The organism is Acidisoma cellulosilyticum (assembly GCF_020621385.1).
Classification (GTDB): Bacteria; Pseudomonadota; Alphaproteobacteria; order Acetobacterales; family Acetobacteraceae; genus Acidisoma; species Acidisoma cellulosilyticum.
Map to the genome: position 1 here is coordinate 64,614 of NZ_JAESVA010000001.1, position 23,153 is coordinate 87,766.

Sequence of the window (23,153 nt, forward strand, 5' to 3'; positions counted from 1 at the left end):
AGAGCGTGCGGCCGGGGCGCCATGGCCGTTGACCAAACATCACGCGGCCTTCCGCTTATGAGATGTGACCGAGATGCGTTATATTCTGCGACGACTGGGCTTTTTCATCGTCACCCTATGGGCGGCGATGACGGTCAATTTCTTTCTGCCCCGGCTCATGCCCGGTAATCCGGCCATGGCGATGATGGCGCGTTTCCACGGCAGGCTTAGCGGACAAGCGCTGAACGCCATGGAAGCCGCCTTCGGCATCAATACCCATCAAAGCCTGATCGCGCAGTATTTCGCCTATCTGGGCAATAGCGTCACTGGCCAGTTTGGCCGGTCGCTCACCTTCTTCCCGCAGAGCGTCAGTCATGTCGTGCTCGAAGCCTTGCCCTGGACGCTGGGTCTGGTCGGCGTGACGACCATCATCGCTTTCATCCTGGGCACGCTGATCGGCATGATCGGCGCCTGGACGCGCGGCGGTTGGTTCGACAGCCTTCTGCCGCCGCTATTCATCATCCTGTCCGCCTTCCCCTATTTCTGGATCGGCCTTGTCGCCATCCTAATCTTTTCAATCTCCCTCGGCTGGCTGCCGACCGGCTTCGGCTATACCAATGGTCAGCCCATCACGCTCACCTGGCACTTCATCTGGGATGTGATCCAGCACGCCATCCTGCCCGCGACGACCATCGTCATCACCTCCATCGGCGGTTGGATTCTGACCATGCGCAACAATATGATCATGGTGCTGAACGAGGATTACGTGCGCATGGCCCGCGCCAAGGGCCTGTCGCCCAGCCGCATCATGTTCGACTATGCCGGCCGCAACGCCATCCTGCCCAATTTCAGCGGTTTCGGCATGTCGCTCGGCTTCGTCGTCAGCGGTGCCATTCTGGTCGAATATGTCTTCTCCTATCCCGGCGTCGGCTACATGATGTTGCAGGCGGTGCTGAACGAAGATTTTCCGCTGATGCAGACTTTGTTCCTGTTCATCACCCTGGCCGTTCTGATCGCCATTCTGATCGTGGATGCGGTGACGGTGCTGCTTGATCCGCGCACGCGGAGGACAGCATGAGCGCCGTGTTGCAGGAAGGGCCGGTCAAGCGCCGCCCGGCCGCTTTGCGGGCGCTCTCCGCCCTCGGCCGCGCCATCCTCTCCAACCGCAAGGCCATGCTCGGCGCGTTCCTGCTGCTGATTTGCATCATCATGGCCGCGATCCCGAACGTCATCGCGCCGGGCGATCCGAATGCGGAAAACTTCATGCCGGGCCAAGGCCCCACGGGCGATAACTGGTTGGGCACGACCTCCTACGGGCAGGACATTTTCGCCCAATTCGTCTGGGGCGCGCGCAATTCGATGATCATCGCGGTGGTCGCCGGTCTGCTATCGACCGTGCTGTCCGCCATCATCGGTGTCGCTGCCGGCTATCTGGGCGGCATGGCGGACGGGCTGCTGTCGATGATGACGGATGTTTTCCTCGTCATCCCGGCCTTCCCGCTGGTCATCGTGCTCGCCGCCTATTCCAAATCCGGCGGCAATGGCATGATCATCGCCGTGCTGGTGCTGACCGGCTGGTCCTACGGCGCGCGACAGTTGCGGGCGCAGGTGCTGTCGCTGCGACATCGGGAATTCCTCACCGCCGCGCGCCTGCGGGGCGAGCGCAGCTGGCGCATCATCACGCATGAAATACTGCCCAATATGATTTCGCTGCTCGTCGCGAACTTCCTCGGCGCCTCGGTCTACGCCATCCTGACCGCCGCCGGCCTGCAATTCATCGGCCTCGGCGATATCAATGCCAATAGCTGGGGCACCATGCTGTACTGGGCGCAAAATAACGAAGCGCTACAAGCGGGCATTCCGCTTTGGGCGATCATGCCAGGCCTTGGCATCGCCGTTCTTGGCGGCTCTTTCGCGCTGCTCAACTACGCCTTCGATGAAATCAGCAATCCGGTCCTGCGCGCGCCACGCCGGAAGAAGCGGGGCAAGCGGTCATGAGCGACGCGATCCTCGATGTCCGCGACGTAGTTGTTGAATACACAACATCCGGCGAACCCGCCCGTGCGGTCGATCATGTCAGCTTCACGCTCGACCGGGGCGAGTTCCTGGGCATCGTCGGCGAATCCGGCTGCGGCAAATCCACCCTGCTATTCGCGATCGCGCAGCTTCTCAGCCCGCCGGCGCAACTGGTCTCGGGCGAGGTCATCTTCAAAGGCCGCAATATGGTGGGCCTGCGTGAAGGGGAGCTGCGCAGCATCCGTTGGCGCGACTACTCCGTCGTCATGCAGAGTGCGATGAACGCGCTCAACCCTGTCAAAACAGTCAGCGCGCAGTTTGATGATACGATGCGCGCCCATGGCCAGACCAATGCCGCTGGCATTCGCACCCGATCCCGCGAGGTTATGGCGTTGGTCGGCATCGACGCCATCCATCTCAAAAGCTATCCGCATCAGCTGTCGGGCGGCATGCGCCAGCGCGTGATGATCGCCATGGCGCTGCTGCTTTCGCCCGATCTGGTGGTGATGGATGAGCCGACATCGGCACTGGATGTCGTCGCCCAGCGGTCGCTGATGGTACAAATCAAGGAATTGCAGCGGAAACTTGGCTTCGCGGTCATTTTCGTGACCCACGACATGTCGCTGGTCGGGCATTTCTCGGACCGCCTTGCCGTCATGTATGCCGGCAAGATCGTCGAGATTGGGCCGACGCGGCCGTTATTCGCGGCCCCGCAGCACCCTTATACGCGCGGGCTGCTGGACAGTTTCCCCTCGGTCTACGGGCCGAAAGTGGCGCTGAAGGGCATTCCGGGCTCACCGCCCGATCTGACCGATCTGCCCAGCGGCTGCCGTTTTCGTCCGCGCTGCGGCTCGGTCATGGCGCGCTGCGCCGAGGTCGAGCCCGCGCTTTATCCCAGCGGCGACACACGCGCGCGCTGCCTATTGTTCGAAGAGACGGTCTGAGGATCATGGCCATGACCGATCTGACAGCATCCGCCATCGCCGATCACGCGCCCTTGCTGCAGACAGTGGGGTTGACGCGGCATTTTCGCATCGGCGGGTTGTTCAGCAATGCCAAGCTGCATGCGGTCGATGATCTGAGCCTCACCATCCGGCCGCGCGAGATCGTGGCTGTGGTGGGGGAAAGCGGCAGCGGGAAAAGCACCATCGCCCGTCTGCTGGCAAAGGTTTATGAACCGACCGACGGCGATATCCTGTTTCGTGGACGGTCGCTGCATGACGTCAAGTCGCGGCGTGACGTGCTCGCCTATCGCGGGCAGGTGCCGATGGTCCTGCAGGACCCTTTCGCCTCCCTCAACCCGGTCCATACGATCGGCTATGCGCTTGACCGTGGCCTTGCCTTGCATCAGCCGACGCTGACAGCGACCGAACGTGAGGCCGAGGCCATTCGCGCGCTGGAAGCCGTGGGCCTGTCCCCGGCGCGGCAGGTATTGGCGAAATATCCGCATGAGATGAGCGGCGGTCAGCGCCAGCGTGTCGGCTTCGCCCAGGCGCTGTCCTACAAGCCGAAGCTGGTGCTGGCGGATGAGCCCGTCTCCATGCTCGACGTCTCCATCCGCATTGGCGTGCTGAACCTGATGGCGCGGCTCTGTGAGGAGGAAGGGATTTCCTTCCTGTATATCACGCATGATATCGCAAGCGCCCGTTACGTCGCACACCGCATCGTCGTCATGTATGCCGGCCGCGTGGCTGAGACCGGACCGACGGAGGAGGTGTTGCGCCGCCCTGTCCACCCCTATACGCGGCTGCTGCTATCGGCCGTGCCGGACCCGAAGGCGCCCATTACCATTACGGCCGCCGATACGGGGGAGCCGCCGCGCGTGGTCAATCCCGGTCCCGGCTGCCGCTTCCGTCAGCGCTGCCCGCTGGCGATTGCGATATGCGCCACCGTGACGCCGGATTTGACGGAGGCCGTGGTGCCCGGCCATATGGCGGCCTGCCACGTCACGGCGCCGGAGGCGGGCATGGTGGCCTGACGTCGGCCACCCACCCGGCCTTCGTTGCAACGTGGCACGGACCAGACGGACCCGCCCTGGCCTATCTGTTTGAATTCACGTCATGAAACTGCAATAGAACCATAAATTGTCTTCGATCCGGCCCTCGTGGCTGGCGCGGCCTTGCCTTATCCGGTGCTTGAACGCAAGCTGGATGGGGATCGGGAGGAAGTGGGCCAGTGGGGCTGAATTCGAAGCGTATTCTCGTGACGGGAGGAGCCGGGTTTTTGGGCTCGCATCTCTGCGAGCGTCTGGTCTCGGAAGGGCATGATGTTCTTTGCGTTGACAACTATTTTACCGGACGCCGCGGCAACATAGCCCATCTTATCGACAATCCGCATTTCGAATTGCTGCGTCACGATGTGACCTTCCCGCTTTATGTCGAGGTTGATGAAATCTACAATCTCGCCTGCCCTGCCTCCCCCGTTCATTACCAGTTCGATCCCGTGCAGACGACCAAGACATCGGTGATCGGCGCGGTCAATATGCTGGGGCTGGCAAAGCGCGTAAGGGCCAAGGTCCTGCAAGCCAGCACAAGCGAAGTCTACGGCGACCCGGAAGTACACCCGCAGCCGGAATCCTATCGTGGCAATGTCAATCCGCTTGGCCCCCGCGCGTGTTACGACGAAGGCAAGCGTGCGGCGGAAACGCTCTTTTTCGACTATCACCGGCAGCACAAAGTCCGCGTGAAGGTCGTACGTATCTTCAATACATACGGCCCGCGCATGCATCCCAACGATGGCCGCGTCGTGTCCAATTTCATCGTGCAGGCTTTGCGGGGCGAACCGATTACGCTCTACGGCGACGGGATGCAGACCCGGGCCTTCTGCTTCGTGACCGATATGATCGAAGGCTTCGTTCGCCTGATGGCGACGGACGAGTCCGTCACCGGTCCGATCAATATCGGGAACCCGCATGAGATGACCGTCAAGGAATTGGCGGAGCGCGTCATCCGGCTGACCGGCGCGCGGTCGGACCTCCGCTACCTGCCGCTGCCGCAGGATGATCCGACGCAGCGCTGCCCGGACATCACCCTGGCCAGGAAGGTGCTGAACTGGGAACCGACGGTGGCGATCGACGACGGGCTGGCGCAAACGATCGCCTATTTCCGCGGTATCATCGAGGAGTGAGCGGGCCCAGGAACCCGGACGGGTTTTCGACCCGGGTCAGGGGCTTGCCAGCGAACCGCCGGGTGACTGATATCCTGGCCAAGCCAATATCGTGAGAAAGTAGGACGATGCCCACCCTAGCGGAGACCTCCATCGCAACGGTCGCGGCGCGTATCGGCATCATCGAACAATCCGTGCCGTGGAACGCTTCCGTAAGCTCGATCCTCGGGCGGGGGTTCGAACGGCCGGACTATGCGAGCCTTTTCCACCAGCGCAAGGTCACCGCGACCGTCCGGCGTTATCGGTTGGAGGGAGTACATCTCGATACAGCCGCCATGACGCTCATCAAAGACGGAAAGAAAATCCAGGAAAGCAATTATCTGGTGCCCGCCGAATATTACGAGAATGCCTGCGTGATTGAGGACGGCATTGTCCGACTGGACACCGGCATCCACTATACGTTGGCACGGGCTTTCGATAATTACTATCACTGGCTCATTCAGACGATCCCCGGCTTGGACTGGACGCTGCGGAATTTGCCGGGGGCTGAGGTCACCCTCCTATCGGGAGATTTGAACAGATGGCAGCTCGAAATACTCACCCTGCTCGGCTATGATCGGCTGCCGCGCATCACCCTGAATCCAAGCCAGCACTATGCGATCCCGATTTTGGAGTTCAACGAATTCCAAAACGGCAGCACGGCTTTTTCGGTATCGCGATCAGCCCAGGATACGTTCAGACGGCTGGCTTTGGCCGCCCTCGACAGCGCGCCGGCCCAAGCCGATATCATCTATGTCGCGCGGACTGATTCCAAAAACCGGGCCGCAGAAAATGAGGCCGAAGTCATGAAGCTTCTGGAAGCGGAGGGCGTCCAGATCGTGATTCCGGGGCAGATGTCGGTCGCACAGCAAATCAATTTGTTTCATAAGGCAGATGCTGTCATCGGACCTCATGGCGCCGGCATGACGAATATCGTCTTCTGCAGACCTGGCACGATCTTTTATGAATTCATGCCGGCCCATTATCTCAACCCTTGCTTCACCCGCCTCGCGGAAGCCGCGCAACTGCACTATCTGGTCGATCTATTCGACAGTAGCGCCGATGCAAGCGGCGATGTCCATGCGCGAGGTTTTGTGCTCGATCCTGCTCTGATTCTCGCCCGTCTGCGCGACATCAGACGCCATCTCGCCTCGCGTCCTGCCCGCGCTGTTGCCGCGGGACAGCCGTCATCGCATTGACCCCGGAACCGGTCGCGCCCCCTGTCGAGGCCGGTTGGTGGCGGGCTGGCACTGAAACATTTTGATTCTTTACCGATTTGCCTCTTCCGTCTGACGGCAGCAGGCGTAAGACCTAACTTCGTCATCAGAAACGAGGACCGACATGTCGCTTCGCCAGTCCCTTCTTGCCGCATCCGGCGCGCTTATGCTCGGGTTCGGTGGCATGATCCTGCCTTCCGCGCATGCCGCGACCCCACAGCCGATCGTGGTCGGCAAAAGCATCACGGTCGTCGGCGTAGTGGAATCGGTCGATCCCATCACGCGGCAGATCCTTCTCAGCGGTCCGGATGGCCAGTTGAAGACCGTGACCGCCACGCAGGATATGCGCAACTTCGCCCAGATCCGTGCGGGTGATCGGCTTTATCTCACCTTTCGCAAAATCATCGCCGTGGCGCTGGTGCCCTCCGGCCAGCCGCTATCCCAGCCCGCCGGTCTGGTCGGCGGACACCGGGCGGCCCTCGGGCATATGCCTGGCAGTTCCGGCTTCGCGGCCATTCGCGAAGAGGTGCGGGTCGATGAGATCGACCGCCGCCAGCATCTCGTCACCGTCACCGATGCCGCAGGCATGACGCAGACTGTGGACATCCATAACACAGCGATGATCCATTTCGCCGATAAGCTGAAGAAGGGCGACACCGTGCAGATCGACGTCATACAAAGCGTCAGCATCAAGCTGCGGCCCGATCCGGCCGCTTAACTCATTCTAAAGCGGGTGAGGCTGCGGCAGCCTCGCTCGTCAGCAGCACGCGGTCGCTGTCATCCTTCAAGCCGACGCCGCTGATGCCCCGCGTCATGGCCTGATCGGTCAACCATAGGATGCGTCTTGCCGCTTCCGTCAGCAGCATGCCTTCAGGCCGGATGTTGGAAATGCAGTTGCGATCGGCATCCGTCTGTCCCAGTCGGGGTGCCAAGGTGATATAGGCGCCGAGACTGTCCGGCGAGGACAGACCCGGCCGCTCCCCGATCAACACCAGCATCAACCGCGCACCCAGCAGCGCGCCGACCTCGTCACCCAGCGCCACGCGTCCGCGCGGCGCGATGCAGATGGGACCAAGCGTCCGCCCCGCCCGCTGCAAGGCAGGGGCGAGTAAGGCCAGCAACTCGGCCGCATGGCTTGCGGTGGCAAAGGCAGACAGGCCACCCGCGACCAGCACGGCGATCTCCAGTCCTGGCGCCTTGTCTCGCAGCAGGGTCGCGGAAGCGTCGCTCAGCCGCCGTCCGAAATCCGGCCGCGTCAGATAGGTCTGCTGGTCGGGCGCACGACTTTCGACACGCAGAACGGGCAGACCGAGCAGCACGAGAGACCTCTCCAAAGCGGCCAGATCAAGCTCGGTATGCACCGCGTCGCGCGCCAGCGCATGCGCCGCGCGGAAAGCCAGATGATCGGGCGTCGCGATACCCGGCCCGCTGCGCCCCAGACCGATGCGCGCGGCGGTAAATTGGCGGAGAGCCTCGAAGCGATCGATGGACATGATCAGGCCGCCGTCAGCAGGCGCTGAAACCGCTCGGGCATATCCAGCGGCCGCACGCGCCCGACATCATCCGTCAGCCCCACGCGCGCCAGCCAGGTCTCGAATTCCGGCGCCGGCTTCAGGCCCAGCATCTGCCGCAGGGCCAGCACGTCATGGAAGGATGTGCTCTGATAGCCCAGCATCACGTCATCCGCGCCGGGAATGCCCATGATGAAGGTCAGGCCAGCGGCGGAGAGCGAGGTCATCAGCAGGTCCATATCGTCCTGATCGGCCTCGGCATGGTTGGTGTAGCAGACATCGCAGCCCATCGGCACGCCGAGCAGCTTGGCGCAGAAATGATCCTCCAGCCCCGCACGGATGATTTCCTTGCCGTTGTAGAGATATTCCGGCCCGATGAAGCCGACGACGGTATTGACCAGCAGCGGCGAAAAGCGGCGGGCGACGGCATAGGCCCGCGCCTCGATCGTCTGCTGATCGCAACCGTGATGCGCATCGGCCGAGAGCGCACTGCCCTGCCCGGTCTCGAAATACATGACATTGTCGCCGACCGTGCCGCGTTTCAGCGAGAGCGCTGCCTCATGCGCTTCCTGCAGCGTCGCAAGGCTGAAGCCGAAGCTGGTATTCGTCGCCTCCGTCCCGGCGATGGACTGGAAAACGAGATCGACCGGCGTGCCGCCGGCCATCAGGTCGATCGCCGTCGTCACATGCGTTAGCACGCAGCTTTGCGTCGGCACATCCAGGCGCTGGCGCAGATCGTCCAGCATGGACAGAAGCTCATGCACCCGCTGCGGACTGTCGGAGGCCGGGTTGATACCGATCACGGCATCACCGCAACCGAGCAGAAGCCCATCGACGATACTGGCCAGAATGCCTTTGGGATCATCGGTCGGGTGATTGGGCTGCAGGCGGGACGCGAGGCGCCCGGGCAGGCCGATGGTGTCGCGGAAGGCTGTCGTCACCCGGCATTTGGCGGCAATGAGAATGAGGTCCTGCGCCCGGCAGATTTTGGAAACCGCTGCCGCCATTTCGGGCGTGAGACCGGGCGCGAGCGCCGCAAGTGCGGCCGCATCAGCCTCGTCCGACAGCAGCCAATCGCGCAGGCCGCCGACGGTCAAATGCGCGATAGGGTTGAACGCCAGGGAATCATGGCTGTCGATGATCAGCCGCGTCACCTCGTCGCTTTCATAGGGAACGATGACGTCCGACAGAAAGGTTTTGAGGGGCAGATCGGCCAGCGCCAACTGGGCCGCGACACGCTCGGCCATGGTCGCCGCCGCGACGCCGGCCAGGACATCGCCCGAGCGATGCGGGGTCGCCCGCGCCAGCAAGGTTTTCAGGTCGGGGAAGCTATAGCGGGTACCGCCTATGGAATGGGCATACATGCGAACGCTTCCTCACCTTGGGCCGGCCCCGCAGGGCCGTTCTCGCTACAGTCTAATCGTCTCACGCGACAGCTGAAGCATAAATCGCGCCGCCTTGGCCGCCCAGCGCGGCAAAACTCCGTCCCGGCAGGCGTTACCGCGCGCCACGGACCGTGCTATGCGACTTTCATAGTCCCTTGAAGGCCTGCGTCGGACAGAATGGTCAGCCTGCGGCGTACGCCGAAACTCTCTTCCGCCGGGGAACCGCCGGGCTCAGGCCGGCCGCGTCCGGGCCGGACACCGATGGTACCGCGCCGCAGGCGCGAAAGGCCGCGCAACCTGCTGGCATGGTCCGCCGGCATCTCATTCGCCGTGCATGCGACGGCGATCGCGCTGATGATCATCACCTTCCCGAACAAGACGCCGCCGGAACCGCCGCCGACCAACGCGGTCGACGTCGTCTTCCAGCCGGGGAACAAGACGCCCGTGGCGCCGGCCCATCAGGCCCCCCCGAAACCCGCGCAGCAGTCCGCCCCCAAGGGACGGCCGAGCCCGCGGCCCGAACGCGCGGCCCAGGCATCCCCGCCCCCGGCGCCTTTGCCGCAACCGGCCATCAAGCCGCCCACACCTGTGCCACCGGTGCCGCAGCCACCCGCACCACAGCCGCCGCCGAAGCCGATGCCGACCCCCAAACCGGCGCCGCCGACACCGGTGCCGAAACCGGCCACGCCCAAACCACCGACGCCACAGCCTGCGGCCCCCAAGCCGCCGCCGGCTATGCCCAAGATCAACCTGCCGCCACCGCCGCCCCCCGCGCCGGCTGAGCCGAAGACGCCCACGCCGATACCGGCGCCCGTGCCGCTGCCATCGGTGCTGACCGACAATCAGCCGGCCGAGGTCAATCTCAGCCTGCCGCCGATGCCCGAACTGGCGCCGATGAACCTGCCGCCGCCACCGCCCATGCCACCGCCGCCGCCCGCACAACCGGCACCGCAACGGGCGACCGTCGCCCGCCGGTCAGGCCAAGGCCGCAGTTCGACCTTCAGTCAGGGCGTGATGATGAACGGCTTGTCCTTCAGCGGCGGCGGCGGCAATGGCGGCCAGACGCGCGGCATGAATCTGAACCTGCCGTCATCCATGCAGGCGAAGTCCGGCAGCGATCTCGCCATCAAGGGCGATCCCGGCACCAATTGGCTGGCAGAGCTTGAGCAATGGGTGAACGCGCGATCGAGTTACCCTGAAATGGCCGGCGAGATGGGCCAACAGGGTGCTGTCACCATCCGCTTCACGGTCGACCGCGCCGGCCATGTCTCGAAGTTGGAAATGGTGACGCCCACCGGCTATGCCTTGCTCGATCAAGACTGGCTCGGGATGTTCCGCAATGCGGATCTGCCGCCGCTGACCCCTGACGCCAAATCGAATACTGTGACCGTGACAGCGACCATGCATTATCAGATCGACCACTGATCGCGGTTGACGTGATCCTTGCCTGGCGGCCGGAATAGTCGGCAGATTAGCCCATCTTTCAACCAGGGATGTCTTTAATGCAGGTTCGCACTTGGCTTGCCGGGGCCGCCATCGGCTGTATGGCCCTGTCCGCCGGGCCGGTACAGGCGGCATCCCCCTTGCCCACCGCCCCTCCGGCGACCCCAGTCAAGGTCATGATCGTTTCCATGTTCGGGCCGGAAGGCGGCATATGGCAGAAATATCTGCCGCTGACGGAGGCTATTCTGGTGCCAGGTCTGTCGCCGGATTATCCTGCGATCCATTGCGCGACAGACGGCGTCTGCCTGCTGACGACGGGCATGGGTGAGGCCAACGCGGCGGCCTCGATCTCCGCGCTCGTCTATTCACACCAGTTCGATTTGCGGAAGACCTATTGGCTTGTCGCCGGTATCGCCGGCATCAACCCCCATGACGGCACCATCGGCTCGGCCGCCTGGGCGCGTTATCTCGTCTCCTGGGGATTGCAGTGGGAATTGGATGAGCGCGAGGCGCCGAAAACTTGGCCCAGCGGCTATACCGGCATCAATACGACAGGCCCGGACCAGAAGCCGCCGCTGGACTACAAGACAGAAGTTTTCCAGCTCAACGAAGCGCTGCTCGACCGTGCCTATGCGCTATCAAAGGGCGTTGCGCTGGCTGATGCCCCTGCGGCGCAGAAGGCCCGCGCGGCCTATCCGGCGCCGGGCGGCCAGCCGCCCACCGTCATTCAATGCGATACGCTGGCGGGCGATACATGGTGGAGCGGCACGCTGCTGGGCGAACGTGCAGAGGCCTGGACCAAGCTGCTGACGGATGGAAAAGGCAATTACTGCACGACCCAGCAGGAGGATAACGCAACCTATGAGGCGCTGACGCGCGCGACCGCCGCCGGTCTTACCGATGACAGCCGGGTCGCAGTGCTGCGCTCAGGTTCCGATTTCGATCGCCCCGCCCCCGGCGGGAATGACGCCGCCAACCTGCTCAAATACCAGGACCAGGGCGGCTTCATGATCGCCTTGGAAAACCTCTACCGCGCCGGCAATCCGCTGGTGCAGGAGATCGCCGGTCATTGGTCGGCCTGGGAAAACAGCGTGCCGAATGATTGACGCACTCCCAATAGCACCTCCAAAGCCTAAAAATTGATCGTCTTGTTTAATTTTTAGACAATTCTGATTTTGTCTATAGCATTTAACAGGGCCAAAGAGGCTTTTGCACAAATATTACGCGACGCGGTTGCCTTTGACCTAAGCTTTGTATAGACATAGCTCGCGCTTTAAAGGAAGCTGCGATGGCTCGCTCGGACAAGCTTGCGCTCGGCACATTCATCTTTTCATACGGCTCTCATCCGGCAGGCTGGTTGCATCCCGGCTCTCAGGTCGATGCCAATAACAGTTTCGCGCATATGCTGAACGTCGCGAAATTGTCCGAGCAAGGCCGCTTCGATTTCATGTTTCTGGCAGATTCCCCCGCGGCTTCGGTTGGGAACCCGGCAGCGCTCAAGCGCATGCCACACAAGATGAACCGCTTCGAGCCATTGACGCTGCTATCGGCACTTGCCGTCGCAACGGATCGGATCGGCCTGGCCGCGACGCTTTCGACCAGTTATTATGAGCCTTATAACGTCGCACGGCTATTCGGGTCGCTCGATCATCTCAGCGGTGGCCGCGCATGCTGGAACGTCGTCACCTCGGATCACGACGAGACGGGCTATAACTATAATCGCGAAGGCCTGCCCCCGCACGCCGAACGCTACGAGCGTGCTCGCGAATTCCTCGATGTCTGCTGCGGACTATGGGACGGCTGGGAAAAAGACGCTCTTCTCATGGACCGGGAAGCCGGCGTCTATTACGACGAGGACCTTGTCCACACGCTCAACCATAAGGGCAAGCATTTTCAGGTTCGCGGTCCATTGAACATCGCCCGCTCGCCGCAGGGGCGCCCCGTCATCGCCCAGGCCGGGGGATCACCCGCCGGTATCGAACTCGCAGCCCAATCGGCCGAAATCATTTTCGCCCGGGCGGCCGGTTTTGATGGCACGAAGCAGTTCTACGACAAGGTAAAGGGGCGGATGGCGGCCTATGGCCGGCCCCGAGACCAGCTCAAGATCATGCCCGGCTTCACCGCGACCGTGGGCGAAACCGAAGCCGAGGCCCAGGCGAAAGTCCAGTTCCTGGCTGAGAAAATGCATCCGATTGTGGGCCTGCATCTGCTCGGCGAATTCATGGAGGCGGATCTGACAGATCTCGCCTTGGACAAGCCATTTCCGCTGGAAAGACTGCCGGATGCGCCGAAAGGATCGAAGGCGCTTTTCGACGACGTTCGGGAATTCGTGTCCAGCAACCGTCCTGTCGGCGAGCTTATCAAGATTTATGCGGCACGCGTGGCATCCAGCGGCATCGTCGGAACCCCCACGCAGATCGCCGATGTGATGGAAGAATGGTTCGTCGGTGAAGCCTGCGACGGCTTCATTCTGCAAATGCCGGCCCTGCCTGCGGATCTTGAAGATTTCGTGAAGCTCGTGGTGCCCGAATTGCAGCGGCGCGGCCTGCTGCGCCGGGATTACGAAGGCAAGACCTTGCGCGATCATCTTGGCCTGGCCGACCCGGTCAACCGGTACGAAAGCCTGAGACGGGCCTAGCCACCACCACCATCATCATTCTGGAGTGCGGAGACCCATGAAGCGTCGTGCCCTGCTGCTGACAACCTCTGCCGCCTGTCTTGCGGCTTTCGGCTCCATCCAGGCGCGGGCCGATGTGCTCGCGGATGTCAAGAAAGCCTCCGTGCTGAAAGTCGGGACGGAGGCTGAATTTCCGCCGTTCGACTATATGGATGAAGGCGACCATGTCGGCTTCAACGTCGATTTCTTCAACGAGGTCGGCAAGGCGCTTGGCGTTCGCGTCGAATGGGTCGACCTGCCCTGGGATGGCGTCCTGCCGGGCCTGGCGGCTGACAAGTTCGATATCGTCGCCGGCCCCGCGACCATCACCAAGGCGCGCCTGCCGCATTATGACTTCACCTCGCCCATCGCCGAAGGCACGGTGACGCTCGTCAAACGCGCGAACGAGCACTCGATTGCGAAAGCGTCGGATATCGCGGGCAAGCAGGTCGGTTGCGGCAAGGGTTCCGCCCAGCTCGACCAGCTTAAAGTCTATGCCGATAGCCTGACCCCGAAGGCCATCGTCCGCGAATATGGCGACGATAACGCGCTGGTGGCGGACCTGGTCGCAGGTCGCATCGTTGCCTACGCAACGTCTCTGCCGAACGCACTGACCGCCGAAAAATCTCACCCCAATCTTTTTGCCGCGCTGTTTCCGACAATCGGCCCGAAGACATACCTTGCCTTTCTCGCGCGCAAGGACGATGCCTCGGCCAGCCTGGTAACCGCGGTCGATGGCGTGATCAGCACCATGAAATCCGACGGCCGCTTCGCCGCCCTGCAGACAAAATGGTTCGGCGCGGCGACCACGCTGCCGGTTTCCGTGACAGATCCGGCGACCTAGGCGGGTTCGATCCCGCGTGGACGGCAAGCTGTTTCTGCTGATGGTGAAAGCTGCCGGGGTCACGGCAGTTTGCAGCGTGCTGGCAATCGCCATCGGCATTGCGATCGGCATCGTCGTCTGCGGCGCCACGCTCGCGCGGCCGAAACCACTGCAGATCGCGGCCAGACTCTATGTCAGCTTTTTTCGCGGTGTCCCGCTGCTTGTTCAGCTTCTGCTGTTCTACAATCTTCTGCCCGCGGTCGGTCTCAATATTTCGAGCTTCTTTGCCGCCGAACTCGCTCTGTCGCTCTGCACCTCCGCCTATCAGGCGGAGACTCTGCGCGGCGGCTTTCTGTCGGTGTCAACCGGCCTCAAGGAAGCCGCCGATATGGTCGGTATGACCCTGTGGCAGCGGTTCCGCCGCGTGGAGGCGCCCATCGCCCTCCGCTTGACCATTCCGGCCATCGTCAACGAAGCGATTTCGATCCTCCACGCTTCGGCACTCGTCTCGGTCATCGGCGTGGTCGAACTGACGAAGACGGCAGGGGAGATCGCGGCCAGCAATTACGATCCGCTGCCCGTCTATGCCTGTGCCGGTCTCCTGTATCTGATCATGACATATGTCATCCAGCTTCTCGGCCTGGCCGCCGAGCGGCGGTTTCCGGTGCGTAGCGCATGACCGGAGACCTGGCGATCCTTGGCCACTATCTTCCGCAGCTCATCGGCGGTGTCGTCACTACGATCGGCCTCTGGGTGGCGGCCGCGATCCTGTCCATCGTCATCGGCATGGCCATCGCGCTGGCGCGATCATTCGGTGGTCCTGTCGTCAATCTGCCGCTGGCCTTATGCGTGCAGTTGATCCGCGGCACGCCGTTCCTGGTGCAGGTCTTCCTTCTCTATTTCGGCGGCCCAGCCCTCGGCCTGAGCCTGGATCCGATCCCCGCAGGGTTGATCGCCCTCGCCCTATTTGGCGGCTGCTATCTGAGCGAGGTTTTTCGCGCCGGAATAAGGGCCGTGCCGCCCGGACATGTCGAAGCAGCCGCATGCGTCGGCATGACCCGTTTGCAGACGTTTCGGCGCATCGTGCTGCCGGAGATGTTCGTCATGGTCCTTCCCCCCTCCGTCAACATCATCATCGGCCTGCTCAAGGATACCGCGATCCTGTCCGTGATCAGCGTTCCGGAGCTGACGGGGGCAGTGCAGCAGATCGGGTCGGAAACCTTCGCCTTTGTCTTGTCGCTCGGCTTGCTCTCGCTCTCCTACTGGGCGCTGGTCGAGCTCTGCGCGCATGCCGGCAGGGCAGCCGAGCGACGGCTTTCCACTTTCAGGTTCGTGTCATGACGCCCGCAATCGAAGTCTCAGGCCTGGTCAAAATCTTTGGCGATGTGCCGGTGCTCGACGGTGTCAATCTCAGCGCCCCCGCGCATCAGGTCACTTGTCTGATCGGTCCGTCAGGCTCAGGCAAAAGCACGCTGCTGCGCTGCATGGCGATGCTGGAGAGGCAGGATGCGGGCTCAATCCAGATCGACGGTCAGCCTTTGAGCATTGCGGGACAGCATGCGCGCAAGGGCGATTTACGCAGCCGCATCGGCATGGTCTTCCAGCAGTTCAACCTTTGGCCCCACATGACCGCCCTGGGCAATGTCGCCGAAGCCCTGCGCACGGTCCGGCGCCAGCCCCGCCGCAAGGCGGAAGATCGCGCAATGGCGGAGCTTGAGAAGGTAGGGCTGGCCGAGCGGGCGCATCTCTATCCACGGCAGCTGTCAGGTGGCCAGCAACAGCGCGTCGCGATTGCCCGTGCCTTGGCGCTGGACCCTCAACTCATGCTTTTCGACGAACCGACATCCGCGCTGGACCCCGAACTGACCGGAGAGGTCCTGAACGTCATGCGACGCCTGGCCACAAGCGGCATGTCGATGGTTGTGGTGTCCCATGAGATCGGCTTCGTGGCATCGGTCGCCGGCCATGTCGCTTTTCTTGATCGCGGAAAAATCGTGGTCAGCGGCTCTCCCGAAGAGGTTTTTGCGAAGCCGCGCCACCCAAGGCTGACGCAATTTCTTGAGACCTATATCGACCGCGAAGCGAGCCAGCTGATCGCCTAGAGACTGCCAGATTTTAATAGATAATTCGTCATCCGCGCACTTGTCGCGCGGACCTACCCGCCGCGGCGCCCAGACCGCCGCTTGCCTGCAAGCGAGGGTAGACCCGCGGAACAAGTCCGCGGGCGACGGATTTTGGGGCGTTTCCAACTAAACTTCCCGGACTCGAAAACGGTGTCTATGAAGGCAGGCGAACGGGAAGCGTTCCAGATATCGTCATGCGCGGAGAACTTGATCGTTACCGGCGCCGCGCGGGCTTTGTTGGCCTGCCTACCCCACGCTCGAAATCCGTAAGCCCGCGACACCGGCGATGATCAGCCCCATGCAGCCGATGCGCGCGATGCTGACCGGCTCGCCAAACAGCAGAATGCCGAGCAAGGCCATGCCCACCGACGCTTCGCCTGCACCCCACCCCCCGAGTGTCTTCGACGCCACCTGCCCAGCCCGTAATGCGTTGGAGCTGATTGCCTCCAAATGGGCGATCCTGGTGCTGACGGCGCTTGAAGACGGCCCCGTGCGCAACGGTGCGCTGCTGCGCAAGATCGGTGGGCTATCGCAAAAGATGCTGACGCAGACGCTGAAGGATCTTGAATGCAATGGCCTCGTCACCCGCTGCGACCATGCGGCCAATCTGCCCCATGTCGATTATGCGCTCAGCGATCTGGGCCTCTCCCTCGCCCGCATGCTGATGCAGCTCGATCACTGGGCGGAGGAGAACTTTCCGGCGCTTGACGCCGCACGGGCCCGTTACGCGGCACAGCGGGCGGGAAAAGACTGACGGACGCGACGCCCCCGCCGATCAGCCCTTGGCGACGGCCGGCTGCACGCTGATGGTGGCCGACGGCGCGCCATAGACGTCGCGCGCGCGCTTCAGGAAGGCATAGACCATGCGACGCACGGCTTCCGCGAAGACCGTGCCGATCGCCATCTGCAACACTTTGCTGCGGAATTCGAAATCCACGAAAAAGTCGATCACGCAGCCCTGCGGATCGGGTTTGAAGATCCAGCGGTTGTTGAGATACTTGAACGGACCGTTTTCGTAATGGACCATGATCGTATGGGAGGGGTCCAGCTTCACGCGGCTGGTGAAGCTCTCCCGGAAGGGACCGAACCCGATGGTGAGGTCGGCCAAAATCTCCTGTTCCGTATGCGCACGAATGCGCGCGCCGACGCACCAGGGCAGGAATTGCGGATATTTGCCCACATCCGCCACCAGATCGAACATCTGCTGCGGCGAATAGGGAACGCGCTTTTGCTCGGCGTAGCGCGGCATCAGTCTGCGGCGACCTTCTTGGCAAGCTGTGCTTCCCGCGCGGCCTTCAACTGCGCGAAATCCGCATCGGCGTGGTAGGAACTGCGGGTCAGCGGCGTGGCCGAGACCATAAGGAAGCCCTTGGCCCGCGCCAGCGTCGCATAGTCGGCGAATTCATCCGGCGTCACGAAACTGGCGACGGAAGCGTGTTTCGGCGTCGGCTGCAGATACTGACCGAGGGTGATGAAATCGACATCGGCGATGCGCAGATCGTCCATCACCTGGCCGACTTCGGGCCGCGCTTCCCCTAGCCCCACCATCATCCCGGATTTGGTGAAGATGGTCGGATTGAGCATCTTCACATGGTCCAGCAAACGCAGCGACTGGTAGTAGCGCGCGCCCGGCCGGATGGTCGGGTAAAGGCGCGGCACGGTTTCCAGATTGTGATTGAAGACGTCGGGTGCGGCTTCCGCGACAGTCTCGACCGCGCCGGGCTTGCGCAGAAAGTCCGGCGTCAGCACCTCGATCGTGGTGTCCGGGGCAGCCCGGCGGATGGCGCCGATCACGGCAGCGAAATGCCGCGCCCCGCCATCAGCCAGGTCATCCCGATCGACAGAAGTGATGACGACATGGCGCAGGCCGAGCTTGGCGACGGCGTCCGCGACGCGATTAGGCTCATCCGTGTCCAAGGCGTCCGGCATGCCGGTGCGGACATTGCAGAAGGCGCAGGCGCGCGTGCAGGTATCGCCCATGATCATCATGGTCGCGTGGCGCTGGGACCAGCATTCCCCGATATTCGGGCAGGCCGCTTCCTCGCAGACCGTGACCAGCTTGTGATCGCGCATCAGCGCCCGCGTCTCATGATAGATCGGGTGTTGCGGCGCACGCACACGGATCCAGTCGGGCTTGCTGCGCGCGACCGGATTATCGGGCCGGTGGGCCTTCTCAGGGTGACGGTGGTCGATAACCAGACGGGTGGCCATGGTCCCTATCCTCGCCGGGAGCGGCCTGCGGGCGCAACGCCCACAGGAACAGCTCAGACAGCCTAGAAGTGTATGGCCCGACCGAAGGCGTCAAGCACTGCCTCATGCATGGTCTCGCTGACGGTCGGATGCGGGAAGACGGTTTCCATCAGCTCGGCCTCGGTCGTCTCCATCGTGCGGCCGATGACATAGCCCTGGATCATCTCCGTCACTTCGGCGCCGACCATATGCGCGCCCAGCAATTCGCCGGTCTTGGCGTCGAACACGGTCTTCACCAGGCCTTCCGGCTCGCCCATGGCGATGGCCTTGCCGTTGCCGATGAAGGGGAAGCGGCCGACCTTCACCTCATGCCCCGCCGCCTTCGCCTTCGCTTCGGTCAGCCCGACCGAAGCGACCTGCGGACGGCAATAGGTGCAGCCCGGGATATTGCCGGGATTGAGCGGATGCGGATGCTTGCCGGCAATCAGCTCGACGCAGATGACGCCCTCATGGCTCGCCTTATGGGCCAGCCAGGGCGGCCCGGCGACATCGCCGATGGCATAGATCCCGTCGACGCCCGTGCGACCGAAACCATCGACCACGACATGCGTGCGCTCGACCTTCACGCCCGCTTCTTCCAGGCCCAGATTTTCGACATTGCCGACGATGCCGACCGCCGTGATCAGGCGATCGACCGTGATTTCCTGCGCCTTGCCGGCGATCTCGATGGTGACGGTAACGCTATCCGCGCCCTTCTTCACGCCCTTCACGGCGATGCCGGTATGGATGACCATACCCTGCTTTTCCAAAGACTTGCGGGCGAAGGCGCTGATTTCCTCATCCTCCACCGGCAGGATGCGGTCCATGACTTCGACGACCGTCACTTTCGCACCCATGTTGAGGTAGAAGCTGGCGAATTCGATGCCGATGGCGCCCGAGCCGATGACGAGCAAGGACTTCGGCATCATGGTCGGCACCATGGCGTGCTTGTAGTTCCAGATCAGCTTGCCATCGGCCTCGATACCCGGCAGTTCGCGGGCGCGGGCGCCGGTCGCGAAGATGATATGCGGCGCCTTCAGCGTGGCGACGGTCTTGCCGTCCTTCTCGACCGTCAGCGTGTTCTTCGCCGTCAGCTTTCCCTGGCCGTCGACGACGGAAACCTTGTTCTTCTTGAGCAGGAAGCCGACGCCGGTCGCGAGTTGCTTGGCCACACCGCGCGAGCGCTTCACCACCTTGTCGAGGTCGAATTTGATGTTATCGGCCGAGAAGCCGAATTCATCGAGATGGGCAAGCATATGGGAAACCTCAGCGCTGCGCAGCAGGGCCTTGGTCGGGATGCAGCCCCAGTTGAGGCAGATGCCGCCCAGATGCTCACGCTCCACCACGGCCGTCTTCAGGCCAAGCTGGGCCGCGCGAATGGCAGCGACATAGCCGCCGGGACCACCGCCGACGACCACGACATCAAAGCTTTGCTCGGCCATGAAGTTATTCCTTCGTTTGCAGGCGTCGGAGCGCCGTCAGGATTGCGCCAGTGCGTGAAGCGCCGGTCCGGTCAGGCGCTGGCGGGTCCAGCCATCAAGCGGAAAAGCACCGAGCGAGCGGTAGAAGCCGATCGCCGAGGCGTTCCAGTTCAGGACATCCCAATCCATGCGGGCGCAGCCTTGCGAGATGGCGCGCTGGGCTAGAAAGTGAAAGATCTTGCGACCGATGCCAGCCCCGCGATGCGCGGGATCGACATAGATATCCTCCACGAACAGGCCGTGGCGGCCGCGAAAGGTGCTGAAATTGTAGAACCAGACGGAGAAGCCGGCCGGCTTGCCGCCCAACTCCGCGATCAGCGCTTCGGCCCGCGTGGGCGCGCCGAACAGGGAGGCGTGGAAATCCGCCTCCGTCGCATGAACTTCGTCTTCCAGATGCTCGAAGGCAGCCAGCGCCTTCACGAAGCCGAGGATGGTTGGCACATCCTCGGGCGTCGCGAGGCGAAGAGTAACGCCCGCCATATCCTGTCCCCTATGCTCTCAGTCAGAGCATCAGGTTCAGGGGTTCCTGGATGATGGCCTTGAAGGCCTGCAGCCATTCCGCCCCCAGCGCGCCGTCGACCACGCGGTGATCGACGCTGAGCGTCGCTGACATGACGGTCGCGATGGCCAGCGCGCCGTCCTTCACCACCGGCCGCGGCTCACCCGCGCCGACCGCCAGAATGGCTGCCTGCGGCGGGTTGATGATGGCCTGGAAGTCCTTCACGCCGAACATGCCGAGGTTGGAGATGGAGAAGCCGCCGCCCTGGAATTCCTCGGGCTTCAGCTTGCCGGCCCGCGCCCGCAGGCCGAGGTCCTTCATCTCGTTGGAGATGGTGGCCAGACCCTTCTGGTCCGCTTTGCGGATAATCGGCGTGATCAGCCCATCGGGGATCGCGACGGCGATCGAGATATCGACGTCGTCATAGAAAACCACGCCCTCGTCGGTGAAGCTCGCATTGACCTTGGGCACGCGGCGCAGCGCAAGCGCCGACGCCTTGATGATCATGTCATTGACCGAAAGCTTGAAGGACGAACCGCCGTCCTTGGACGAGCGCGCATTCAGCTCGGCCCGCAGCTTCAGCAGCGCATCCAGTTCGACATCCATCGTCAGATAGAAATGCGGAACGCTCTGCTTGCTTTCCGTCAGGCGCTTGGCGATGACGCGGCGCATGGTCGTATGCGGCACCAGCGTATGCGGCGCGCTGATCGGCGCGGATTTGGACGCAGCCGGAGCGGGCGCTGCGGCTGGCGCGGGTGCGGCAGCGGCCGGGGCGGGAGCTGCGGCAGCCGGAGCAGCCTTGGCGCCTTCGACATCGGCGCGCACGATACGGCCGTTCGGCCCGCTGCCCTTGATGCCGGCGAGATCGACGCCCTTGTCCTTGGCGATGCGCTTGGCGAGAGGGGACACGAAAATCCGCGAACCTGCGTCATGGCCATTGGCGACCGGGGCCGCAGACGGGGTCGCGGCCGCTTTCGGCGCTTCCGGAGCCGGCGCGGCAGCAGCGGCCGGGGCTGCCGCAGGCGCCGCGCCATCCGGCACCGCCTCGCCAGCCTGGACCAGAATGGCGATCGGCGCGTTGACCTTCACCGCTTCCGTGCCGTCGGCCACCAGGATCTTGCCGAGGATGCCTTCATCCACGGCTTCCACTTCCATGGTCGCCTTATCGGTCTCGATCTCGGCGATGACGTCACCGGCCTTCACGGCCTCGCCTTCCTTCTTCAGCCAGCGGGCCAGCGTGCCCTCCGTCATGGTGGGGGAGAGCGCCGGCATGAGGATATTGATGGCCATGGACTTGCTCCCTCAGACGATCTTGCGAACGGCGTCCACAACCCAGGCGGGCTGCGGCAGTGCCAGCTTCTCCAGATTGGCCGCGTAAGGCAGCGGCACATCCAGGCCATGCACGCGCACCGGCGGGGCATCCAGGTAGTCGAAGCAGTTTTCCATGATCTGCATCGCGACTTCGGCGCCGATACCGGAGAAGGGCCAGCCCTCCTCCACCGTCACCAAACGGCTGGTCTTCTTGACGCTTTCCACGATGGTCGCGGTATCCAGCGGGCGCAGCGAGCGCAGATTGATGACCTCGGCGCTGATACCCTGCTCGGCCAGCGCTTCCGCTGCCTGCATGGCGACGCCGACCATGATGCTGAAGGCAACGATGGTGACGTGCTCGCCGCGCCGTTCGACCTTGGCCTTGCCGATGGGAAGAACAAAATCCTCATCCGTCGGGCAATCGAAGGTCTGGCCGTAGAGGATTTCGTTTTCCAGCACGATGACCGGGTTCGGGTCACGGATGGCCGCGCGCAGCAGGCCTTTGGCATCCGCCGCCGACCAAGGGGAGACGACCTTCAGGCCAGGGCAATGCGCATACCAGGACGCGTAGCACTGGCTGTGCTGGGCGCCGACGCGCGACGCCGCGCCATTCGGGCCACGGAAGGTGATCGGCGCGCCCATCTGGCCGCCGGACATATAGAGGGTCTTGGCGGCTGAGTTGATGATCTGGTCGATCGCCTGCATGGCGAAATTGAAGGTCATGAATTCGACAATCGGACGCAGCCCGCTCATCGCGGCACCCACGGCCATGCCGGTGAAGCCATGTTCGGTGATCGGGGTATCGATGACGCGGCGCGGGCCGAATTCATCCAGCAGGCCCTGGCTGATCTTATAGGCGCCCTGATACTGGGCGACTTCCTCGCCCATCAGGAAAACATCGCCGTCGGCGCGCATTTCAGCCGCCATGGCGTCGCGCAAGGCTTCGCGGACGGTGATGGGCTTGGTCGGGCCCCAGTCCTTTTCCGGTGCCGAGGTGGCAACCGTGGGGGCGACGGTCGGAGCGGACGAGGCCACCGCAGCCGGGGCTTCCGCCACCGGAGCAGGCGTCGGCGCGGGGGCGGCCGCTTCGCCAGCACCGCCACCGATTTCGGCGATCGGCGTGTTCACCGCCACGCCCTCGGTGCCTTCAGCGACCAGGATGGAGGAGAGCTTGCCCTCATCCACGGCTTCCACTTCCATGGTCGCCTTATCGGTCTCGATCTCGGCGATCACATCGCCGGCCTTGATCTCATCGCCGACATTCTTGAGCCAGCGCGCGAGCTTGCCCTCTGTCATGGTGGGCGACAAAGCAGGCATCAAAATCTGGGTCGCCATA

23 protein-coding genes are annotated in these 23,153 nt (G+C 63.1%); 15 read left to right on the plus strand and 8 right to left on the minus strand.

Features of this window, described 5'->3' with window-relative positions; genetic code table 11:
* The first annotated feature begins 73 nt into the window (after window positions 1-73).
* The 7 genes from ACELLULO517_RS00295 to ACELLULO517_RS00325 all read left to right on the plus strand — a co-directional run bounded on the left by ACELLULO517_RS00295 (window position 74) and on the right by ACELLULO517_RS00325 (window position 7,074).
* Complete coding sequence (locus ACELLULO517_RS00295) at window positions 74-1,057, plus strand: ABC transporter permease (protein WP_227304495.1); 984 nt, start codon at window positions 74-76, stop codon at window positions 1,055-1,057.
* Window positions 1,054-1,977, plus strand: a complete 924-nt coding sequence (locus ACELLULO517_RS00300; RefSeq protein WP_227304498.1) for an ABC transporter permease — start codon at window positions 1,054-1,056, stop codon at window positions 1,975-1,977. The genes ACELLULO517_RS00295 and ACELLULO517_RS00300 overlap by 4 nt, the downstream gene beginning before the upstream one ends.
* The gene (locus tag ACELLULO517_RS00305; RefSeq protein WP_227304501.1) at window positions 1,974-2,939 is read left to right on the plus strand and encodes an ABC transporter ATP-binding protein; all 966 of its coding nucleotides are present in this window, start codon (window positions 1,974-1,976) and stop codon (window positions 2,937-2,939) included. The genes ACELLULO517_RS00300 and ACELLULO517_RS00305 overlap by 4 nt, the downstream gene beginning before the upstream one ends.
* Before the next feature lie 11 nt (window positions 2,940-2,950).
* The gene (locus tag ACELLULO517_RS00310; protein WP_227304504.1) at window positions 2,951-3,973 is read left to right on the plus strand and encodes an ABC transporter ATP-binding protein; all 1,023 of its coding nucleotides are present in this window, start codon (window positions 2,951-2,953) and stop codon (window positions 3,971-3,973) included.
* A gap of 224 nt (window positions 3,974-4,197) precedes the next feature.
* The gene (locus tag ACELLULO517_RS00315) at window positions 4,198-5,121 is read left to right on the plus strand and encodes a UDP-glucuronic acid decarboxylase family protein (RefSeq protein ID WP_456304385.1); all 924 of its coding nucleotides are present in this window, start codon (window positions 4,198-4,200) and stop codon (window positions 5,119-5,121) included.
* A 107-nt stretch (window positions 5,122-5,228) separates the two neighbouring features.
* Window positions 5,229-6,338 (plus strand): glycosyltransferase family 61 protein, encoded by a 1,110-nt coding sequence (locus ACELLULO517_RS00320; protein ID WP_227304508.1) that lies wholly within the window; start codon window positions 5,229-5,231, stop codon window positions 6,336-6,338.
* 142 nt (window positions 6,339-6,480) lie between these two features.
* Complete coding sequence (locus tag ACELLULO517_RS00325; protein ID WP_227304511.1) at window positions 6,481-7,074, plus strand: hypothetical protein; 594 nt, start codon at window positions 6,481-6,483, stop codon at window positions 7,072-7,074.
* A 1-nt stretch (window position 7,075) separates the two neighbouring features.
* Here ACELLULO517_RS00325 and eutC read toward each other — a convergent pair whose 3' ends face one another.
* Both eutC and ACELLULO517_RS00335 read right to left on the minus strand, forming a co-directional pair.
* Window positions 7,076-7,849 (minus strand): ethanolamine ammonia-lyase subunit EutC, encoded by a 774-nt coding sequence (eutC, locus tag ACELLULO517_RS00330; RefSeq protein WP_227304514.1) that lies wholly within the window; start codon window positions 7,847-7,849, stop codon window positions 7,076-7,078.
* A 2-nt stretch (window positions 7,850-7,851) separates the two neighbouring features.
* Window positions 7,852-9,231, minus strand: a complete 1,380-nt coding sequence (locus tag ACELLULO517_RS00335; protein WP_227304517.1) for an ethanolamine ammonia-lyase subunit EutB — start codon at window positions 9,229-9,231, stop codon at window positions 7,852-7,854.
* Window positions 9,232-9,513: 282 nt separating this feature from the next.
* On the opposite strand from ACELLULO517_RS00335, the gene ACELLULO517_RS28535 reads away from it, so the two are divergent.
* The 8 genes from ACELLULO517_RS28535 (at window position 9,514) to ACELLULO517_RS00375 (ending at window position 17,051) form a co-directional block, all read left to right on the plus strand.
* Window positions 9,514-10,677 carry an energy transducer TonB gene (locus tag ACELLULO517_RS28535; protein ID WP_264481282.1) on the plus strand — a complete coding sequence of 388 codons (1,164 nt, stop codon included), beginning with the start codon at window positions 9,514-9,516 and terminating at the stop codon, window positions 10,675-10,677.
* A 77-nt stretch (window positions 10,678-10,754) separates the two neighbouring features.
* Window positions 10,755-11,801 (plus strand): purine-nucleoside phosphorylase, encoded by a 1,047-nt coding sequence (locus ACELLULO517_RS00345; RefSeq protein WP_227304520.1) that lies wholly within the window; start codon window positions 10,755-10,757, stop codon window positions 11,799-11,801.
* Window positions 11,802-11,983: 182 nt separating this feature from the next.
* Window positions 11,984-13,333 carry an LLM class flavin-dependent oxidoreductase gene (locus tag ACELLULO517_RS00350; protein ID WP_227304523.1) on the plus strand — a complete coding sequence of 450 codons (1,350 nt, stop codon included), beginning with the start codon at window positions 11,984-11,986 and terminating at the stop codon, window positions 13,331-13,333.
* A 37-nt stretch (window positions 13,334-13,370) separates the two neighbouring features.
* On the plus strand, window positions 13,371-14,195 hold the full coding sequence (locus ACELLULO517_RS00355; RefSeq protein WP_227304526.1) for a transporter substrate-binding domain-containing protein: 825 nt from the start codon (window positions 13,371-13,373) through the stop codon (window positions 14,193-14,195).
* A 16-nt stretch (window positions 14,196-14,211) separates the two neighbouring features.
* Window positions 14,212-14,853 carry an amino acid ABC transporter permease gene (locus tag ACELLULO517_RS00360; protein WP_227304529.1) on the plus strand — a complete coding sequence of 214 codons (642 nt, stop codon included), beginning with the start codon at window positions 14,212-14,214 and terminating at the stop codon, window positions 14,851-14,853.
* Entirely contained in the window at window positions 14,850-15,515 is a 666-nt protein-coding gene (locus ACELLULO517_RS00365; protein ID WP_227304531.1) for an amino acid ABC transporter permease, read from the plus strand. Before ACELLULO517_RS00360 ends, ACELLULO517_RS00365 begins: the two co-directional genes overlap by 4 nt.
* Window positions 15,512-16,276: an amino acid ABC transporter ATP-binding protein gene (locus ACELLULO517_RS00370; protein WP_227304534.1), complete on the plus strand. Its 765-nt coding sequence runs from the start codon at window positions 15,512-15,514 to the stop codon at window positions 16,274-16,276. The genes ACELLULO517_RS00365 and ACELLULO517_RS00370 overlap by 4 nt, the downstream gene beginning before the upstream one ends.
* A 379-nt stretch (window positions 16,277-16,655) precedes the next feature.
* Window positions 16,656-17,051, plus strand: a complete 396-nt coding sequence (locus ACELLULO517_RS00375; protein WP_227304537.1) for a winged helix-turn-helix transcriptional regulator — start codon at window positions 16,656-16,658, stop codon at window positions 17,049-17,051.
* 21 nt (window positions 17,052-17,072) lie between these two features.
* Here the strand turns inward: ACELLULO517_RS00375 and ACELLULO517_RS00380 are convergent, their stop codons facing one another.
* From ACELLULO517_RS00380 to ACELLULO517_RS00405, 6 genes are all read right to left on the minus strand, one after another.
* Entirely contained in the window at window positions 17,073-17,546 is a 474-nt protein-coding gene (locus ACELLULO517_RS00380) for a type II toxin-antitoxin system RatA family toxin (RefSeq protein ID WP_227304539.1), read from the minus strand.
* Window positions 17,546-18,508 carry a lipoyl synthase gene (gene lipA, locus ACELLULO517_RS00385; protein WP_227304541.1) on the minus strand — a complete coding sequence of 321 codons (963 nt, stop codon included), beginning with the start codon at window positions 18,506-18,508 and terminating at the stop codon, window positions 17,546-17,548. Before lipA ends, ACELLULO517_RS00380 begins: the two co-directional genes overlap by 1 nt.
* Before the next feature lie 62 nt (window positions 18,509-18,570).
* A complete protein-coding gene (gene lpdA, locus ACELLULO517_RS00390; RefSeq protein WP_227304543.1) occupies window positions 18,571-19,968 on the minus strand; it encodes a dihydrolipoyl dehydrogenase in 1,398 nt (465 codons plus the stop codon).
* A gap of 36 nt (window positions 19,969-20,004) precedes the next feature.
* Window positions 20,005-20,487, minus strand: a complete 483-nt coding sequence (locus tag ACELLULO517_RS00395) for a GNAT family N-acetyltransferase (RefSeq protein WP_227304545.1) — start codon at window positions 20,485-20,487, stop codon at window positions 20,005-20,007.
* Between the two features lie 22 nt (window positions 20,488-20,509).
* Window positions 20,510-21,796, minus strand: coding sequence for a pyruvate dehydrogenase complex dihydrolipoamide acetyltransferase (locus tag ACELLULO517_RS00400; protein ID WP_227304547.1), 1,287 nt, complete (start codon window positions 21,794-21,796; stop codon window positions 20,510-20,512).
* A gap of 12 nt (window positions 21,797-21,808) precedes the next feature.
* Window positions 21,809-23,152 (minus strand): pyruvate dehydrogenase complex E1 component subunit beta, encoded by a 1,344-nt coding sequence (locus ACELLULO517_RS00405; protein ID WP_227304549.1) that lies wholly within the window; start codon window positions 23,150-23,152, stop codon window positions 21,809-21,811.
* Window position 23,153: the final 1 nt, after the last annotated feature.

What these genes read in the sequence shown, in the direction of transcription:
- ACELLULO517_RS00295 (WP_227304495.1), top strand. Translation starts at nt 74, where the DNA reads ATGCGTTATATTCTGCGACGACTGGGCTTTTTCATCGTCACCCTATGG.
- ACELLULO517_RS00300 (WP_227304498.1), top strand. Translation starts at nt 1,054, where the DNA reads ATGAGCGCCGTGTTGCAGGAAGGGCCGGTCAAGCGCCGCCCGGCCGCT.
- ACELLULO517_RS00305 (WP_227304501.1), top strand. Translation starts at nt 1,974, where the DNA reads ATGAGCGACGCGATCCTCGATGTCCGCGACGTAGTTGTTGAATACACA.
- ACELLULO517_RS00310 (WP_227304504.1), top strand. Translation starts at nt 2,951, where the DNA reads ATGACCGATCTGACAGCATCCGCCATCGCCGATCACGCGCCCTTGCTG.
- ACELLULO517_RS00320 (WP_227304508.1), top strand. Translation starts at nt 5,229, where the DNA reads ATGCCCACCCTAGCGGAGACCTCCATCGCAACGGTCGCGGCGCGTATC.
- ACELLULO517_RS00325 (WP_227304511.1), top strand. Translation starts at nt 6,481, where the DNA reads ATGTCGCTTCGCCAGTCCCTTCTTGCCGCATCCGGCGCGCTTATGCTC.
- eutC (WP_227304514.1), bottom strand. Translation starts at nt 7,849, where the DNA reads ATGTCCATCGATCGCTTCGAGGCTCTCCGCCAATTTACCGCCGCGCGC.
- ACELLULO517_RS00335 (WP_227304517.1), bottom strand. Translation starts at nt 9,231, where the DNA reads ATGTATGCCCATTCCATAGGCGGTACCCGCTATAGCTTCCCCGACCTG.
- ACELLULO517_RS28535 (WP_264481282.1), top strand. Translation starts at nt 9,514, where the DNA reads ATGGTACCGCGCCGCAGGCGCGAAAGGCCGCGCAACCTGCTGGCATGG.
- ACELLULO517_RS00345 (WP_227304520.1), top strand. Translation starts at nt 10,755, where the DNA reads ATGCAGGTTCGCACTTGGCTTGCCGGGGCCGCCATCGGCTGTATGGCC.
- ACELLULO517_RS00350 (WP_227304523.1), top strand. Translation starts at nt 11,984, where the DNA reads ATGGCTCGCTCGGACAAGCTTGCGCTCGGCACATTCATCTTTTCATAC.
- ACELLULO517_RS00355 (WP_227304526.1), top strand. Translation starts at nt 13,371, where the DNA reads ATGAAGCGTCGTGCCCTGCTGCTGACAACCTCTGCCGCCTGTCTTGCG.
- ACELLULO517_RS00365 (WP_227304531.1), top strand. Translation starts at nt 14,850, where the DNA reads ATGACCGGAGACCTGGCGATCCTTGGCCACTATCTTCCGCAGCTCATC.
- ACELLULO517_RS00370 (WP_227304534.1), top strand. Translation starts at nt 15,512, where the DNA reads ATGACGCCCGCAATCGAAGTCTCAGGCCTGGTCAAAATCTTTGGCGAT.
- ACELLULO517_RS00375 (WP_227304537.1), top strand. Translation starts at nt 16,656, where the DNA reads ATGCCCACCGACGCTTCGCCTGCACCCCACCCCCCGAGTGTCTTCGAC.
- ACELLULO517_RS00380 (WP_227304539.1), bottom strand. Translation starts at nt 17,546, where the DNA reads ATGCCGCGCTACGCCGAGCAAAAGCGCGTTCCCTATTCGCCGCAGCAG.
- lipA (WP_227304541.1), bottom strand. Translation starts at nt 18,508, where the DNA reads ATGGCCACCCGTCTGGTTATCGACCACCGTCACCCTGAGAAGGCCCAC.
- lpdA (WP_227304543.1), bottom strand. Translation starts at nt 19,968, where the DNA reads ATGGCCGAGCAAAGCTTTGATGTCGTGGTCGTCGGCGGTGGTCCCGGC.
- ACELLULO517_RS00395 (WP_227304545.1), bottom strand. Translation starts at nt 20,487, where the DNA reads ATGGCGGGCGTTACTCTTCGCCTCGCGACGCCCGAGGATGTGCCAACC.
- ACELLULO517_RS00400 (WP_227304547.1), bottom strand. Translation starts at nt 21,796, where the DNA reads ATGGCCATCAATATCCTCATGCCGGCGCTCTCCCCCACCATGACGGAG.
- ACELLULO517_RS00405 (WP_227304549.1), bottom strand. Translation starts at nt 23,152, where the DNA reads ATGGCGACCCAGATTTTGATGCCTGCTTTGTCGCCCACCATGACAGAG.